We start from the raw sequence: 14,854 nt of genomic DNA, 5'->3' as shown, positions 1-14,854 counted from the left end.
TTTTGTCTACCTTTGCGCAATTTATACTTACAGCAACATGCCCCGAGATACCAGCATTAAATCCATTTTGATTATTGGTAGCGGTCCCATAGTCATTGGTCAGGCCGCCGAATTTGATTACTCCGGTACCCAGGCCGCCCGCTCCCTCCGCGAAGAAGGCATCGAAGTAACACTCATTAATTCTAATCCGGCTACCATTATGACGGATAGTGTTACCGCCGATAATATTTACCTGAAACCCCTGGAGAAAAAGTACATTGTTGAGATTCTGCAAAAACATAAGATTGATGCGGTGCTGCCTACCATGGGCGGTCAAACAGCGTTGAATCTGGCGATTGACTGCGAAAACGCTGGTATCTGGAAAAAGTACGGGGTACGGATAATTGGTGTGGATATTAAAGCCATTGAAACCACCGAAGACCGGGAAAAATTCCGGCTGAAAATGCTCGATCTGGGCGTTAACGTGTGTAAAGGCAATACAGCTACCTCCTTCCTGGAAGGAAAAGAAATTGCCCAGGAAATTGGGTTTCCATTGGTAATTCGGCCCTCTTTTACCTTAGGCGGAACCGGTGGGGGCTTTGTGAACGACCCCACTGAATTTGATAAAGCTTTGAACCGCGGCTTGCACGCTTCGCCTATCCACGAAGTGCTGGTCGAGCAAAGTATTGTGGGCTGGAAAGAATACGAACTGGAATTACTCCGCGATAACAACCAGAACATTATTATTATCTGCTCCATCGAAAACTTCGATCCCATGGGCATTCACACCGGCGATTCCATTACCGTAGCACCCGCTATGACTTTACCTGATACGGTTTATCAGAGGATGCGCGATTTAGCCATTAAAATGATGAACGGGATTGGTCAGTTTGCCGGTGGTTGTAACGTGCAGTTTGCGGTAAACCCGGAGAACGACGATATTATTGCGATTGAAATTAATCCGCGGGTGAGCCGTTCTTCGGCGCTGGCTTCTAAAGCTACGGGTTACCCCATTGCCAAAATTGCCGCAAAATTAGCCATTGGCTACAACCTCGACGAATTAAAGAACGCGATTACCAAAACGACCTCGGCTTTCTTTGAGCCGGCCCTGGATTACGTGATTGTAAAAATACCGCGTTGGAATTTCGATAAATTTAAAGGCGCCGACAAACGATTGGGCCTGCAGATGAAATCGGTGGGTGAGGTAATGGGCATCGGGCGTACTTTTCAGGAAGCCTTGCAGAAAGCGTGTCAGAGTTTAGAGATTAAGCGAAACGGAATTGGCGCCGACGGCAAAGAAATGACTAATTACGATCAGCTGATTGATAGTCTTACCAATGCCAGCTGGAACCGCTTGTTTAGCGTGAAAGATGCCATGCGGTTCGGTATTCCTACTTCCACTATCCAGAAAATAACTAAAATAGACCCTTGGTTTTTGCACCAGATAGAAGAACTGGATGCCGTAGAAAAATTACTGCGCAAATATACCCTGGATACCTTGCCGGTGGATCTTTTCCGGAAAGCCAAACAACAAGGCTATGCAGATCGGCAGATTGCCTATTTACTCAACTGTTTGGAAAGCGAAGTGCACGCCAAACGTACCGAGTTGGGCATTAATCGGGTATTTAAACTGGTAGATACCTGCGCCGCCGAATTTGAAGCGAAAACGCCTTATTACTACTCTACTTTCGAGGGCGAAAACGAAAGTGTGGTAAGCAACCGGAAGAAAATAGTAGTATTAGGTTCTGGTCCTAACCGTATTGGGCAAGGAATAGAGTTTGATTATTCGTGCGTACACGGGGTATTAGCGGCTAAAGAGTGCGGCTACGAAACCATCATGATTAACTGCAACCCCGAAACGGTTTCCACGGATTTTGACATTTCCGATAAACTATACTTTGAGCCGGTGTTTTGGGAGCATATTTACGATATTATTCTTCATGAAAAACCAGAGGGTGTCATCGTGCAGTTGGGTGGCCAGACCGCTTTGAAACTAGCCGAAAAGCTCGACCGGTACGGCATTAAAATTATAGGTACTTCATTCGAGGCTCTGGATTTAGCCGAAGACCGCGGCGCTTTCTCTACTTTACTAAAAGAAAATAATATTCCGTATCCGCCGTTTGCGTCCGTGCAAAGCGCCGATGAAGCCCTGGTGGTTTGCAAAGATTTAAAATTCCCGCTGCTGGTTCGGCCAAGTTACGTGTTGGGTGGACAAAGCATGAAAATTGTCATTAATGAGAAAGAACTCGAAGCCCAGGTAGTAGATATTGTAAAAGATAATCCGGGCAACAAGGTACTTCTCGACCATTTCCTCGACCGGGCCATTGAAGCCGAAGCGGATGCTATTTGCGACGGCGAAGAAGTGTACATTATCGGGATTATGGAACACATTGAACCCGCAGGCATTCACTCCGGCGATTCTTACGCAGTGTTGCCGCCATTTGATTTAAGCGAAAACGTTATTCGTCAGATTGAGGAGCATACTAAAAAAATCGCCTTGGCCCTACGAACAGTTGGTTTAATCAATATTCAGTTTGCCATTAAGAATGAAACGGTATACGTAATTGAAGCGAATCCTCGCGCGAGCCGTACAGTACCGTTTATTGCGAAAGCTTACCAGGAGCCTTACGTGAACTACGCTACCAAAATAATGCTGGGCGAAAAAAAGGTGAAAGACTTTACTTTTAACCCGGTTAAAAAAGGATACGCCATTAAGGTACCAATATTCTCGCACAGTAAGTTCCCGGAAGTAAACAAAGAACTCGGTCCCGAAATGAAATCTACCGGCGAAGCCATCTACTTTATCGATGATTTACAGGATGATTACTTTATTAATGTCTACTCAGAGCGGAATTTGTATCTGAGTAAATAACCCCTCCACCTGCGGCACCTCCCCTTAAAACAGGGGAGGAGATGCCGGTAAAGTTGTGTGAGGTAGATTTTAAAATTCCAGTTTCGGGTATGAGGCTGGAATTTTTACTTTATATCAGTGCAAAACAAGATTTTAAAATAATTAATGAAATAAGACATTGCTTGATTTAAACTATATTTTAGGAAGGTTTTCGGAGATATTAAATTATTAAAAATGAATAGTTGGTATGTAGTGCGGCAAAAAGGAAGCATAAACAGTATAAGCCCGAAATTAAATCTGGTTTAGTAATAGTTTCAGTACATAGGCTTTCAGATGATTTAGCAGCAGGTACATTAAATAGTATTTTAAAACAAGCAGGTTTAAAAAGCTGAACAATGAGAAAATTTTGATAATTATAGAAAAAACGGATACAGGTTATAGTGCTTACGTGCCAGGATGTATCGCTGTTGGTAACACCAAGTTTGAGATTGAAACTAATATTTACGAAGCTATTACTTTTATCTGGAAGGATTGAAAGAAGAAGGTTTAGCCATTCCATAATCTAAATCTAAAGCCGAAGTAATATTTATTACCGGATAAATTTATCGGCGTTGTATTCATAAGATAAATCATTAACTACGCAGCATCAACGGCTTGTCCTTCCCTGTTTTTAGGGAAGGTGCCGCAGGCGGAAGGTTTATTTTTTTTCATACCTTTGCCGCCGTGAAAGCAATTCGCAAACTGTTAGTAAAACTGCTCGGCTTTGAGGGCTATATCCGGCTGGTAAGTAAAGTCTATCTGCAATTAGTAGGCGCTGGGTGGCTAGCTAAAAAATATCCGGAACTGTTTTTTCTTAAAAAAATTATTCAACCCGGTTTTTACTGCCTCGATATTGGCGCGAACCTGGGTTATTACTCTACTTTTTTATCAAAATTGGCCGGTTCAAAGGGTAAAGTGTTAGCCGTGGAGCCGATACCCATGTTCCAGCAAATCTGGCGCGACAACGTAAAAGCCAGCGGAGTGCCAAACTTAGAATTATTGCCTTACGCCCTAGGCGGCGAAAATACCCGCATCCAGATGGGGACGCCCGAGCGCGACGGTTTGCTGCACCACGGCATGACCAAAGTTACCTCTTCGGCCGACGAAAAGTACGCCCGCCTCTACGAGGTACAAATGAAAGTGCCCGATGAATTATTCCGCAACTTAAACCGGCTTGATTTTGTTAAATGCGATGTAGAAGGATTTGAATATCCCGTTTTCAGCCATCTCCAAGAAACTTTGCGAAAATTCAGGCCTTTGATCCAAACGGAGTTAAATGGTACGGAAAACCGCGAAGGCGTAATTACTTTATTGCAGAATTTAGGCTACCAACCGTATATTTTATCCTCCACTCAAACGTTAGTCCTGTGTGCCGATGCTCCACAACGGGCGCATCATCAAGGCGATTTTTATTTTAAACATTCTTTAGCAACATGAAATTTTTCATAACCTTATTAATACTATTTTTTCTATTGCGGCTTTTAATGCCGTACATTATCCGATGGGTATTGCAAGCATTTGTGAAACGTACCCTGCGCAAAGGCGGGTTTACGGGTACCTTTGGCCAGCCTCCTTTTCAACAAGAGCCTTTTCAACAACAACAGCAACGGACCCAGGAAGGCAAAGTTAATATTGATTACGTGCCGGATGGGGACAAAGCAAAATCCAACGGCGGTGATTTTAAAGGCGGCGAATACGTCGACTATGAAGAAGTAAAATAATTACTTACCTTTCTTTTTAAAATAAAATTTGAGTAAGGTGCTGTTACCTGAAAACAGAAAATAAAAATGAAAAATACAGCCGTTTCGAAAAACGAAAAGCAAACCACCTTAACGAGCCCGGTTAACCGGCGGCGTTCGTTTGATTTAAAAAGAGACATATTGCCGCACGTACTCGCCGTGATTTTATTTCTGGCAATAACGGCTGCTTACGTTTCGCCCATTTTATTCGATAATAAAAGTTTGGTGCAAAATGATATTCTGCAATCCAAGGGCGGCTCCAAAGAAATCCAGGATTACCGCGATAAATACGGCAAAGAACCCCTTTGGACGAATTCTATGTTTAGTGGTATGCCGGCCTACCTAATTACCACCCGTTTTCCCGGTGATCTTTCCTATATTTTTCATAATGCTTTGACGCTGGGTTTACCAGCCGTTGCGGCCAATATTTTCTTAACCCTGGTTTGTGCCTATATTCTATTTGTGGTAATGGGCATGAGTACCTGGTTGGCCATTGCCGGTTCCTTCGCTATGACTTTTACGTCGTATAACCTGGTTATTCTGGCCGCTGGGCATAACACCAAATCTATAGCCATTGCTTACATTCCGCTGGCACTTGCCGGGTTATTGTACGCCTTCCGGAAAAGCAATCGGCATTTATGGTTAGGGGCAGCTTTATTTACTTTTGGTTTAGCCATGCACATCCGCTCCAACCACATGCAGATTACCTATTATCTGTTGCTGCTGGTGGTAATTTTTGGTATTGTGCAGTTTATTGATGCCATTAAAAATAAATGGCTACCCGATTTTCTGAAGCGGGTAGTAGTGTTGGGTATCTGCGCGATTATTGCTGCCGGGGTAAGTTTTGGCCGGCTATATACTACTGCCGAGTACACCAAATATTCTATTCGCGGAAAATCAGAACTAAAAGCCCCTAACAGTGGCACGAATCAATCAACGGGGCTAGACCGGGATTATGCGTTTAACTGGAGCTACGGCGTAGGCGAAACCATGACCTTGCTGGTTCCTAATTTTTACGGCGGGGCCAGTGTAGGTTCGTTAAGCAAAAGTTCGGAAACGGCCAAAGCTATGCTGCAGAACGGTATTCCGGAAGCGCAGGTAGAAGAATATTTAAAAAGTTTTCCCTTGTACTGGGGCGATCAGCCGGGCACGAGCGGCCCGGTCTATGTGGGTGCCATCGTATGCTTTTTATTTGTGTTGGGACTATTTGTAGTAGAAAAGCGCCTGCGCTACTGGTTATTAGCGGGCACTATTTTATCTATTCTGTTATCCTGGGGTAAAAACTTTCCGGCATTTAATTATTTCATGTTCGATTACTTCCCGGCGTATAATAAGTTCCGGGCCGTATCCATGACCTTAGTAATTGCCCAGATTACCATGCCCCTTTTAGGAATTTTTGCGCTGTATCGCTTTTTGTATAAGGGCGATGTAAAAGATTCGCAGAAAAAATTATGGTACGCTGCCGGCATTACGGGTGGTATTTGTTTATTAGTATTTTTATTTGCCGGTATGGCCAGCTTCGCCAACCCGAGTGATGAGCAAACTTTACAGCAAGCCTGGTTAATCAACGCCGTCCGTGCTGATCGGGCGGGTATGATGCGCGGCGATGCTATTCGTTCTCTTATCTTTATTGCCTTAGCGGCTGGCGCCTTGTATTTCTATTTGCGGAATAAATTGGCGGTTACTTCGACGGTATTAATAATAGCGTTTTTAATTCTGATTGACCTTTGGTCCGTAGATAAACGTTACCTGAACAACGACGATTTTCAAACTAATTTAACCGAAACGCATTTTGAACCGACTCCGGCTGATCAGTCCATTTTGCAGGATAAAGATTTAAGTTACCGGGTACTGAACCTGGGAGATCCGTTTAACGAAGCGCGTACTTCTTATTTCCATAAATCCATTGGCGGGTATCACGGAGCTAAATTGCGGCGCTACGCCGATATTATTGAACAGCACATTGCCCAAAATAATATTAAGGTTTTAAATATGCTCAATACCCGGTATTTAATAACCGGTAATCAGCAACAACCCGTGCAGCGAAACCCACAAGCTTTAGGTAATGCCTGGTTCGTGCAGAAAATAAGAACCGTAAACAGCCCCGACGAGGAATTAGCCGCCTTAAAAGATTTTGATCCGGTCACCGAAGCGGTAGTAGATATTTCTAAGTTTCCGGTAAAGCAAACCCAGTTTAGTGCCGCCGGTTCTACGGTAACGCTTACCAACTACGAACCAAACGATTTGGTTTACAATGTAAATGCGTCGCAAGACGGTCTGGTAGTTTTTTCGGAAATTTATTATCCCGAAGGTTGGCAAGCTTACCTCGATGGCAAACCAGTAGAACATATCCGGGCGAACTACGTGCTGCGAGCCATGCAAATACCAGCCGGTAAACATACCGTAGAATTTAAATTTGAACCGGCTTCGTACAGCTTAGGCAACACCGGCTCCCTTATTTCTTCCATTCTTATGCTCTTAATCATTATTGGCGGTGTGGTGTACGCCGTAAAATCCGAGAAAAAAGAGGAATTGAAAGAATCAGCCAGGTAAAAGGCTTACAACTTTAATCTGAATATACTGTCCTTCCGGAAGAACTTCTTTGAGTTGCTGTGCAGCTTCAAAGGTTGTTACGGAAGGACAGTATATTTAACTGTATCCAGAAATACAACCAACTTGTAAAATCTTTCAAGCTAAGTACCGTGACACCTGCCTCTGCTTCTCTCCAACTTATTTCGGAACCGCTCTTGCAGGAGAAAGCACTTACTTTGTACCTGAAAAGAGAGGATTTGCTGCACCCATATATTTCGGGTAATAAGTGGCGTAAACTGAAGTATAATTTAGCGGAGGCAAAAAATCAGGGAAAAGATACTTTACTTACTTTTGGCGGCGCTTATTCTAACCACATTGCCGCAGTGTCCGCCACGGGGCAAGAATTTAATTTTAAAACCATTGGCTTTATTCGCGGCGAACCACATGTACCGCTTAACTCTACTCTCCAGTTTGCGCAAAATTGCGGTATGCAATTACATTACCTTGACCGGACCACTTACCGGCAAAAACAAGAGCCCGATTTTCAAGAACAGTTAATATCCAAATACCCCCATGCTTATTTGCTGCCTGAAGGAGGCACTAATGTATTGGCTGTAAAAGGCTGCACCGAAATCATCCACGATATAAACATTCCAGTGGATTATATCTGCTGCGCGGCGGGTACCGGGGGAACGCTGGCGGGGATTATTGCTGGTTTGCAAGGAAAAGCTCAGGTTTTAGGCTTTTCAGCCTTGAAAGGTGGAAAATTTTTAGAAGCGGATATTGCAGCCTTAGTAAAAGAGTACAACGGCCAGGAGTACGACAACTGGCAATTACAAACGGATTATCATTTTGGTGGTTACGCCAAAGTAAAACCGGAGTTGATCGCTTTTATGCAAGCTTTCAAAGAAAACCACCACATTCCATTAGAAACCATTTACACGGGTAAAATGATGTATGGCATTTACGATTTAATTCGCCAAGACTTCTTTAAGGCCGGAAATACTATAATAGCTATTCATACCGGAGGCTTGCAAGGGCTAGCTGGTTTTGCCGAGCGTTTCGGGTTAGCGTTATAAAATTAAGTATAAGGAGGAAGGCCTATTGATACCGGCAGGTGAAGCATTTTAAGCATATCTTGTTTAATATCTTTAATAATCATAAGCGGATAATTTTAGCATCCAAAAAATACTGCCAGCTTTAAAATGATGTTATTCTTATTTTGTTCGTTTAAGTTGTAATCTGAACCCTTATTTATAAAGACAACCATTAATGCTTACTTACCTGCTTAAGCGCTTAGTTCCTTGGATTTTAATACTAATAATTGGCTTTTTCGTCTGGCGAAAATTAGAATCGTATTTTACTTCTGGTAAAGAGACAGTAAAAATAACGTATAATACCATTCTGGATAAAATTGATGATTTAGGCAATCTGGAACTGGTGCGCTATAATTTCAAAGATGTGGTAGAGTACGAGAAAGAGTTTTCGGAGTGGTTACCCAATTCCAAGAGTGTGTTAATAGTAGCCGGCGAAGCGGTGGGTTGCATCGACTTGCGCCAGGTTACCGCTCAGGATATTGTGTTTACCAATGATTCGGTGATTACGGTAAAATTGCCCGAACCCCAAATCTGCTATTTTAAAGTAGACCATAATAAGTCTAAAGTATTTGCCATGCAGAACACCTATTTCCAGGATGCCGAATTGGTAGACGAAGGTTATAAATTTGCCGAAAAACACATCCGGCAATCAGCCTTAAATTCGGGTATTTTGCAGCAAACCGCCGTAAACGCTGATAAAATTCTGAAACCCTTACTGGAAAGCCTCACGGGTAAACAAGTTATTTTAGAGCACAAGCATACCACCAAAGCCCCGCCGGTTTTACCAAAACGGTAGGACAACAAGAGGGAAATAAAATTACTAACCTTAGTAAAGGTCTTAAGACTCTGACAGATTACTTCCTTTAACCTCATAAATTAAGTCCATTAAGAGTTAAGTAAATTGTAATTCTAAAAAATAAAGAGTAAAACTCCTAAATTCATGAATACCATCCGGCCGGCGACATTAGCAGATAAAGAAATGATACAAGCTTTGTATAAGAAAGTGGCGGCCGTAATGGGTGGAATTGCCCGAGTTGAAAGTGAGATTACCGAAGAGTACGTAACGCACTTTATTTCTAAATCAGAGCAAAGAGGAATAGAATACGTCATAGAAAACCCAGAAAATAAAGAAGAGCTAGTAGCTGAGATTCATTGCTACCAACCAGAACCAAGTGTATTCGCGCACGTTTTGTCAGATTTAACCATTGTGGTTCATCCCGAATTTCAGGGAAAAGGTTTAGGTAAAATACTTTTTATGCAATTGTTGCAGGAAATTAGAAATAATCGGCCGGATATTTACCGGGTAGAGTTAATTGTCCGGGAGAGTAATCAGAAAGCTATTGCGTTTTACCAAAGTTTAGGCTTTGTCATAGAAGGCAGAATGGCCAATCGGATTGATTCACGAAACGGAGAGTTGGAAGCCGATATACCTATGGCTTGGTTTAATCAAAATTTTAAAAAGAAAAGCTTTATCTAATCAGAGGTTTTTACAAACCGGATAATTTTAAAGCCCTAACATTCTCATCTAAGAAATTATTGCAAATAGAGCCATTTGAGTTTATTGCTTTTCTTTTGATACTTCCTGCAGCGCATCCTGAATTAAGTCGTTTTCGTAGCCTTTGCTAAGTAAGAACTGCGTGAGTTTGTGTTTGCGTATGGCTGGGTTGCTTTCCTTTTCCGTGCGGTTTTTCTTTTCGGTGAGATACAAGAGATTTTGCCAGTAAGTATCCAGATCAATTTCCTTCATTCCCTGGCGAATGCAATAATCAGAAATTTGGTGTGCTTTCAGGCCCAGCAGAATTTTACGGCGCCCCCAACGCTTTAAACTATATTTTCCGCGTACATAAGCCTTGGCGAACCGCTCTTCGTCGATAAGTTTTTCAGCACACAACCGGATAATCGTTTCTTCTACTTCTTCAAAATCCAAACCATACGAATACAATTTGTTGCGGACTTCCTGCTGCGTTCGTTCCTGGTAGGCACAATATGCCGCCGCTTTAATTAAAGCTTCTTTCACCGTATAGGTTTTCTTTTTTCGGGGTTCCTGCAAAGTATTTTTGAATTTGATTTGAGATTCTGAATCTAAGTACAATCAAAGAAAAGTTGCTCTACTTCTTCGATAAAGTCAAATATTAATATGTAGGGCCAAGCTTACTATTTAACAGATTTTGCCAGTAAACAGTTTAGCAGTAAGAGGGAAAAGTCGATGAATAAAATACCACCCCAATTAATTTATAAATTCAAAAATTCAACCTAAATTCTTCAAATAGTTCGGTAGAATGAGTAATGAGCAGAAGCCATTAGCAACTGACACCAGTTTGGCTCTAGAGGGCCTTGGAGACTTGAAAAGGCTCCAAGTAGTAGAAGTAATTACTAAACATCTTTCACGAAAAGTCAACCGCCCCTAACCCCTCCCTATCCAAGGGGAGGAGTATTCTAATTTAAGATTATATATGACTTAGTATTATTAACCGGATTCCTCCGGAATATTTGTTTCATTAATAATATAAAGCGGGCGATTACGGACGTTTTCACTCAAGCGACTGATATATTCCCCAATAATACCAATGGCAATTAACTGCACTCCCCCCAGAAATAAAATGCTCATCATCAGCGAGGACCACCCCGGAACGTAATCCCGGCTGATAAACCGCGAGTACAACGTGTACAGCATCACCAAAAAGGCAATACCCGACACCACAAAACCACTCACCGTAGCCATTTTTAAAGGCAGGTTGGAATAAGACGTAATGCCATCCAGCGCGAGCCGAATCATTTTCGAGTAAGAATAGCCACTCCGGCCTTGGTTGCGTTCGGGGCGGTCGTACTCCAGGAAAGTTTGGGGAAAACCAATCCAGGAAATCTGGCCCCGGATAAATTTTTGCCGCTCCGGCATCTGTTTTAAGGTATCCGTTACTTTACGATTAATAATTCTAAAATCGCCGGCATCGACCGGAATGGAAACATGGGTAATGCGGGTAAGTAAACGGTAAAACAGGCGGGCAGTAGCTAACTTGGTCGCACTTTCGCCGACCCGCGTCCGGCGCCGGGCGTATACAACGGGGTGCCCCTGCTGGTAGCGGGCGTAAAGTTCCGGAATTAACTCGGGAGGGTCTTGTAAATCTCCATCCAAAATAGCAATGGCCTGCCCCATTGCTTTATCCAGACCGGCACTAATAGCTATTTGCTGACCAAAATTGCGGGTAAAATCTATGTACCGGACTGTGATATCCCGCGCAGCCAGCTCCTTTATAATGGCCAAAGATTGGTCGGTACTACCATCGTTTACAAATAGCAGTTCATAGCGAATACCTATAGGTTGAATAGCCTGTAATAAGCGCTGGTAAAGCACTAATACATTAGCGGCTTCGTTGTAAACAGGTATAATGACAGATAAATCCACGTAAACTTAATTCAATTACGAGCTATTTTAGCCGAAATAAAAAAAACGGCTACGCAAAATGCAGCGGGTAAAGGTAAGCGGTATGCCTTTCGAAACAAAAAAGTATGCCGGGCAACGGTAACCATCAAATAATCATCTGTATTTTTAAATAACCCGTATTCCATACTTTTAAGTGCATGCGGCTTCAAAAGACTTTATTTTTAATTTTTTTCTGTTTAACCTGCCCATTAGCCGTTGCCGGTATATTTAAAGGCCGAGTTACCGATCCGCAGGGTGCCGGGCTAGCGTACGCGAATGTATATATAAAAAATTCTACCCTTGGCACGGCTACTAACGAACAAGGATATTACCAACTAAATCTAACTCCTGGCGTCTATCCGGTTGTTTACCAATACGTGGGCTACAAAGCCCGGGTAGATACCGTAGAAATTACGTCGGAGCCGATAGAGCACAACGTAACCTTGCAACCCGATGTGTATAGCCTGAACGAAGTAGTAGTGCGGGCAAACGAAAAAGACCCGGCCTACGCCATTATCCGCGAAGCCATTGCCCGCCGAAGATATTACCGGAACGAGGTAGCTGCTTATAGTTGCCGGGTATACACCAAAGGACTTGGCCGTTTGTTAAAGGTGCCTAACCGGGTTATGGGTATTAAAGTAGACGAGGTGAAGCCCGGCATTGTGTACTTATCTGAAACGGTATCCGAAGTAAATTTCCGGCAACCGAACAAAACCCACGAGCGCATGCTATCCAGTAAGGTAAGTGGCGATACCAAAGGGTTTTCTTTTAACCGGGCATCAAGGGTAAATTTTAATTTTTACGATAACTTACTGCGCATTCCGGGCTTAAGCGAGCGGGCATTTATCTCGCCGATTGCCAACAATGCCCTCCTTTTTTACCGGTACAAATTAATGGGTACTTCGGTTGATAACGGACAAATGGTGAATAAAATTAAAGTAACCCCTATCCGCCAGAACGACCCGGCTTTTAGCGGGTATATTTACATTTTAGATAACAGCTACCGCCTGCACAGTACCAGTTTAAAATTAACCCAGAAATCACAAATTGAGTACGCTGATACCTTACGAATAGACCAGGTATTTGGCCCGGTTCAGGAGGATGTCTGGATGTTATTTTCGCAGAAATTAACGGTACAGTTCGATTCATTTGGTTTTAAAGGCAATGGCTATTTTACTACGGTTTATTCGAAGTACAACGTAGTACCTGCTTACCAAAAACCACCGGCGGCACCCGCTCCTGTTACCGCTACTTCCCCAATTGCAGTTACGCAACCAGAGCCACCTTTGCCGAAGAAAAAACAACTCCGAAAATTAGCGAAAAAGAAACTGGCGACGCTTCCGGTCGATACTAAAATGCCAGCCAACGAACTAATGCGCGTAGAACCGAATGCAAATAAACGCGACACCACTTATTGGAGCGATATTCGGCCCATACCGCTTACTTTAGAAGAACAAAAAGATTACATCCATAAAGACAGTTTACAAAAAGTTCAGGAATCGAAACCGTACCAGGACTCGGTGGATAAACGCGCGAATAAGTTTGAAGTAGGTAATTTATTTCTGTCAGGTTTTCGTTATCGCCACTCGTTTAAACGCTATAGCATTTCCGTGGACCCTTTGCTAGCGGTGCTTAATCGTAATTCGGTGTTGCAATACAACACCGTAGAAGGAACCGTATTAAATGTAGGCGTGCAGTACCGTAAATGGAAAGCTGAAAACCCCGAGAAAGATTTAACTATTACCCCAACTATCCGCTACGGTTTCGCGAGTGAAAAATTATACGGTAAATTACAGGTTCAGTATAATTACAATCCGCACCGGTTTGCGCATTTGGCGTTAGAAGGCGGGCAGTTTGTAGCGCAGTACAATGCTGCTGAACCCATTGCTCCTTTCTGGAATGCCCTATATACTTTACTTTACGAACAGAATTACCTTAAAATTTACCAGAGAACAAACCTAAGCGTCACCCATCGCTCCGAAATCCGGAACGGCGTTTACCTTGTTGGAGCTTTAGAGTATGCCGACCGCCGCCAATTACAAAATGCTACGGATTTTACTTTTAAAGATTACACGAATAAACAATTTACCTCTAACATTCCCGTAAACGCCGAACTGCCCGATGCCTCTTTTACCCGCAACCAGGCTTTGGTGGGCAGTGTAACCTTACAATTACGGCCCGGCCAGAAATACATTAACCGGCCCGATGAAAAATGGGTGCTTGGTTCAAAATATCCCACTTTCCGGTTGAATTACACAAAAGGTTTTTCTAAGATTCTGGGCAGCGATGTTAACTTTGATAGGGTATCGTTGAACGTGAGCGACGAATTAGATTTGGGCTTAGTTGGAACCACCAACTATTCGGCGCAAGTAGGTACTTTTTTAAATAGCAAGCAGCTTTGGCTAATGGATTACAAGCATTTTGCGGGTAACCGGGTGTTATACGCTGGTGGCTTCGGTGGTTTTCAGCTACTCGATTATTACCGTTACAGTACCCGCATGAGTTATTTGGAAGCTCATTTTACGCACGATTTTAACGGATTTATTTTTAATAAAATACCGCTGTTCCGGCGGTTAAAATGGCAGGAAGTAGTAACGGCTAATTATTTACACACCCAACAGACCAAACATTATCTGGAATTAGGGGTAGGGGTAGAACATATTTTTAAAATAGTGCGGGTCGATTTCTTTACTGGTTTCCAGAGCCGGGAGAAAGTAGGTTCGGGCTTGCGGCTCGGCTTTGGGTTTTAAAGAAAATTCAACCCAAGGAAAAATTAATTTAACTTTCACTTATTCCGGGCAAGCAATTAACCCTAAAAAAGCAGAGGCAAAATCTAAAAATATCCAACTTAACCTTTTACCGGCTTACTCGTTATTAAGGGCAAACCATTGGTCAGAATAAAACTATGAAAATGCCTTTTAATTTTAATAACGCACATAACTTGTTGATAGCTGGAGCTTTGGCTTTACTAATAAGCTGCTCTTCCGATAAAAAGAACCCACGGGAAGATTATCCCGCGGGCGAAAATGGAACTGCCGAAGCGATTGTGGGTGACTCTGCTAATTTAGCTGAACCGCGGCCGGCGCCTATCGGCGATACGGCTAAAACGAAAGAACAAGCGGACCAACTAGGTGAAACAAACGTAGAAAACGTTGATTCTGCTGCCCGGGGCCTGAAATAATTCAGGCTTTTTTAT

Annotated in this window: 13 protein-coding genes; 10 read left to right on the top strand and 3 right to left on the bottom strand. The window is 42.9% G+C overall.

Annotation, left to right across the window (positions count from 1 at the left end):
* Positions 1–37 precede the first annotated feature (37 nt).
* The 8 genes from carB to AHMF7605_RS16825 all read left to right on the top strand — a co-directional run bounded on the left by carB (position 38) and on the right by AHMF7605_RS16825 (position 9,714).
* Positions 38–2,851 carry a carbamoyl-phosphate synthase large subunit gene (gene carB / locus AHMF7605_RS16860; protein WP_106931229.1) on the top strand — a complete coding sequence of 938 codons (2,814 nt, stop codon included), beginning with the start codon at positions 38–40 and terminating at the stop codon, positions 2,849–2,851.
* A 221-nt stretch (positions 2,852–3,072) separates the two neighbouring features.
* A complete protein-coding gene (locus AHMF7605_RS16855) occupies positions 3,073–3,222 on the top strand; it encodes a type II toxin-antitoxin system HicA family toxin (protein ID WP_106931228.1) in 150 nt (49 codons plus the stop codon).
* Positions 3,223–3,553: 331 nt separating this feature from the next.
* Positions 3,554–4,306 carry an FkbM family methyltransferase gene (locus AHMF7605_RS16850; protein WP_158267539.1) on the top strand — a complete coding sequence of 251 codons (753 nt, stop codon included), beginning with the start codon at positions 3,554–3,556 and terminating at the stop codon, positions 4,304–4,306.
* Positions 4,303–4,590, top strand: a complete 288-nt coding sequence (locus AHMF7605_RS16845) for a DUF4834 family protein (protein WP_106931226.1) — start codon at positions 4,303–4,305, stop codon at positions 4,588–4,590. Before AHMF7605_RS16850 ends, AHMF7605_RS16845 begins: the two co-directional genes overlap by 4 nt.
* Before the next feature lie 66 nt (positions 4,591–4,656).
* Complete coding sequence (locus AHMF7605_RS16840; RefSeq protein ID WP_106931225.1) at positions 4,657–7,161, top strand: YfhO family protein; 2,505 nt, start codon at positions 4,657–4,659, stop codon at positions 7,159–7,161.
* Positions 7,162–7,310: 149 nt separating this feature from the next.
* Positions 7,311–8,219, top strand: coding sequence for a 1-aminocyclopropane-1-carboxylate deaminase/D-cysteine desulfhydrase (locus tag AHMF7605_RS16835; protein ID WP_106931224.1), 909 nt, complete (start codon positions 7,311–7,313; stop codon positions 8,217–8,219).
* 193 nt (positions 8,220–8,412) lie between these two features.
* Complete coding sequence (locus tag AHMF7605_RS16830; protein ID WP_106931223.1) at positions 8,413–9,033, top strand: DUF4230 domain-containing protein; 621 nt, start codon at positions 8,413–8,415, stop codon at positions 9,031–9,033.
* A 144-nt stretch (positions 9,034–9,177) separates the two neighbouring features.
* Positions 9,178–9,714 (top strand): GNAT family N-acetyltransferase, encoded by a 537-nt coding sequence (locus AHMF7605_RS16825; RefSeq protein ID WP_106931222.1) that lies wholly within the window; start codon positions 9,178–9,180, stop codon positions 9,712–9,714.
* 81 nt (positions 9,715–9,795) lie between these two features.
* Here the strand turns inward: AHMF7605_RS16825 and AHMF7605_RS16820 are convergent, their stop codons facing one another.
* The 3 genes from AHMF7605_RS16820 to AHMF7605_RS29810 form a co-directional block, all read right to left on the bottom strand.
* Positions 9,796–10,287: a regulatory protein RecX gene (locus AHMF7605_RS16820; protein ID WP_106931221.1), complete on the bottom strand. Its 492-nt coding sequence runs from the start codon at positions 10,285–10,287 to the stop codon at positions 9,796–9,798.
* Positions 10,288–10,704: 417 nt separating this feature from the next.
* A complete protein-coding gene (locus AHMF7605_RS16815) occupies positions 10,705–11,640 on the bottom strand; it encodes a glycosyltransferase family 2 protein (protein ID WP_106931220.1) in 936 nt (311 codons plus the stop codon).
* 11 nt (positions 11,641–11,651) lie between these two features.
* Entirely contained in the window at positions 11,652–11,804 is a 153-nt protein-coding gene (locus AHMF7605_RS29810; RefSeq protein WP_158267538.1) for a hypothetical protein, read from the bottom strand.
* Positions 11,805–11,816: 12 nt separating this feature from the next.
* Here AHMF7605_RS29810 and AHMF7605_RS16810 point away from each other — a divergent pair, with 12 nt between their 5' ends.
* Both AHMF7605_RS16810 and AHMF7605_RS16805 read left to right on the top strand, forming a co-directional pair.
* The gene (locus AHMF7605_RS16810; RefSeq protein WP_106931219.1) at positions 11,817–14,408 is read left to right on the top strand and encodes a DUF5686 and carboxypeptidase regulatory-like domain-containing protein; all 2,592 of its coding nucleotides are present in this window, start codon (positions 11,817–11,819) and stop codon (positions 14,406–14,408) included.
* Between the two features lie 155 nt (positions 14,409–14,563).
* Positions 14,564–14,839 (top strand): hypothetical protein, encoded by a 276-nt coding sequence (locus AHMF7605_RS16805; RefSeq protein WP_106931218.1) that lies wholly within the window; start codon positions 14,564–14,566, stop codon positions 14,837–14,839.
* Positions 14,840–14,854: the final 15 nt, after the last annotated feature.

It is taken from the genome of Adhaeribacter arboris, assembly GCF_003023845.1.
Taxonomy (GTDB): Bacteria; Bacteroidota; Bacteroidia; order Cytophagales; family Hymenobacteraceae; genus Adhaeribacter; species Adhaeribacter arboris.
The sequence above is the reverse complement of the archived record's forward strand: the minus strand, read 5'-3'. Positions and strand labels throughout refer to the sequence as shown.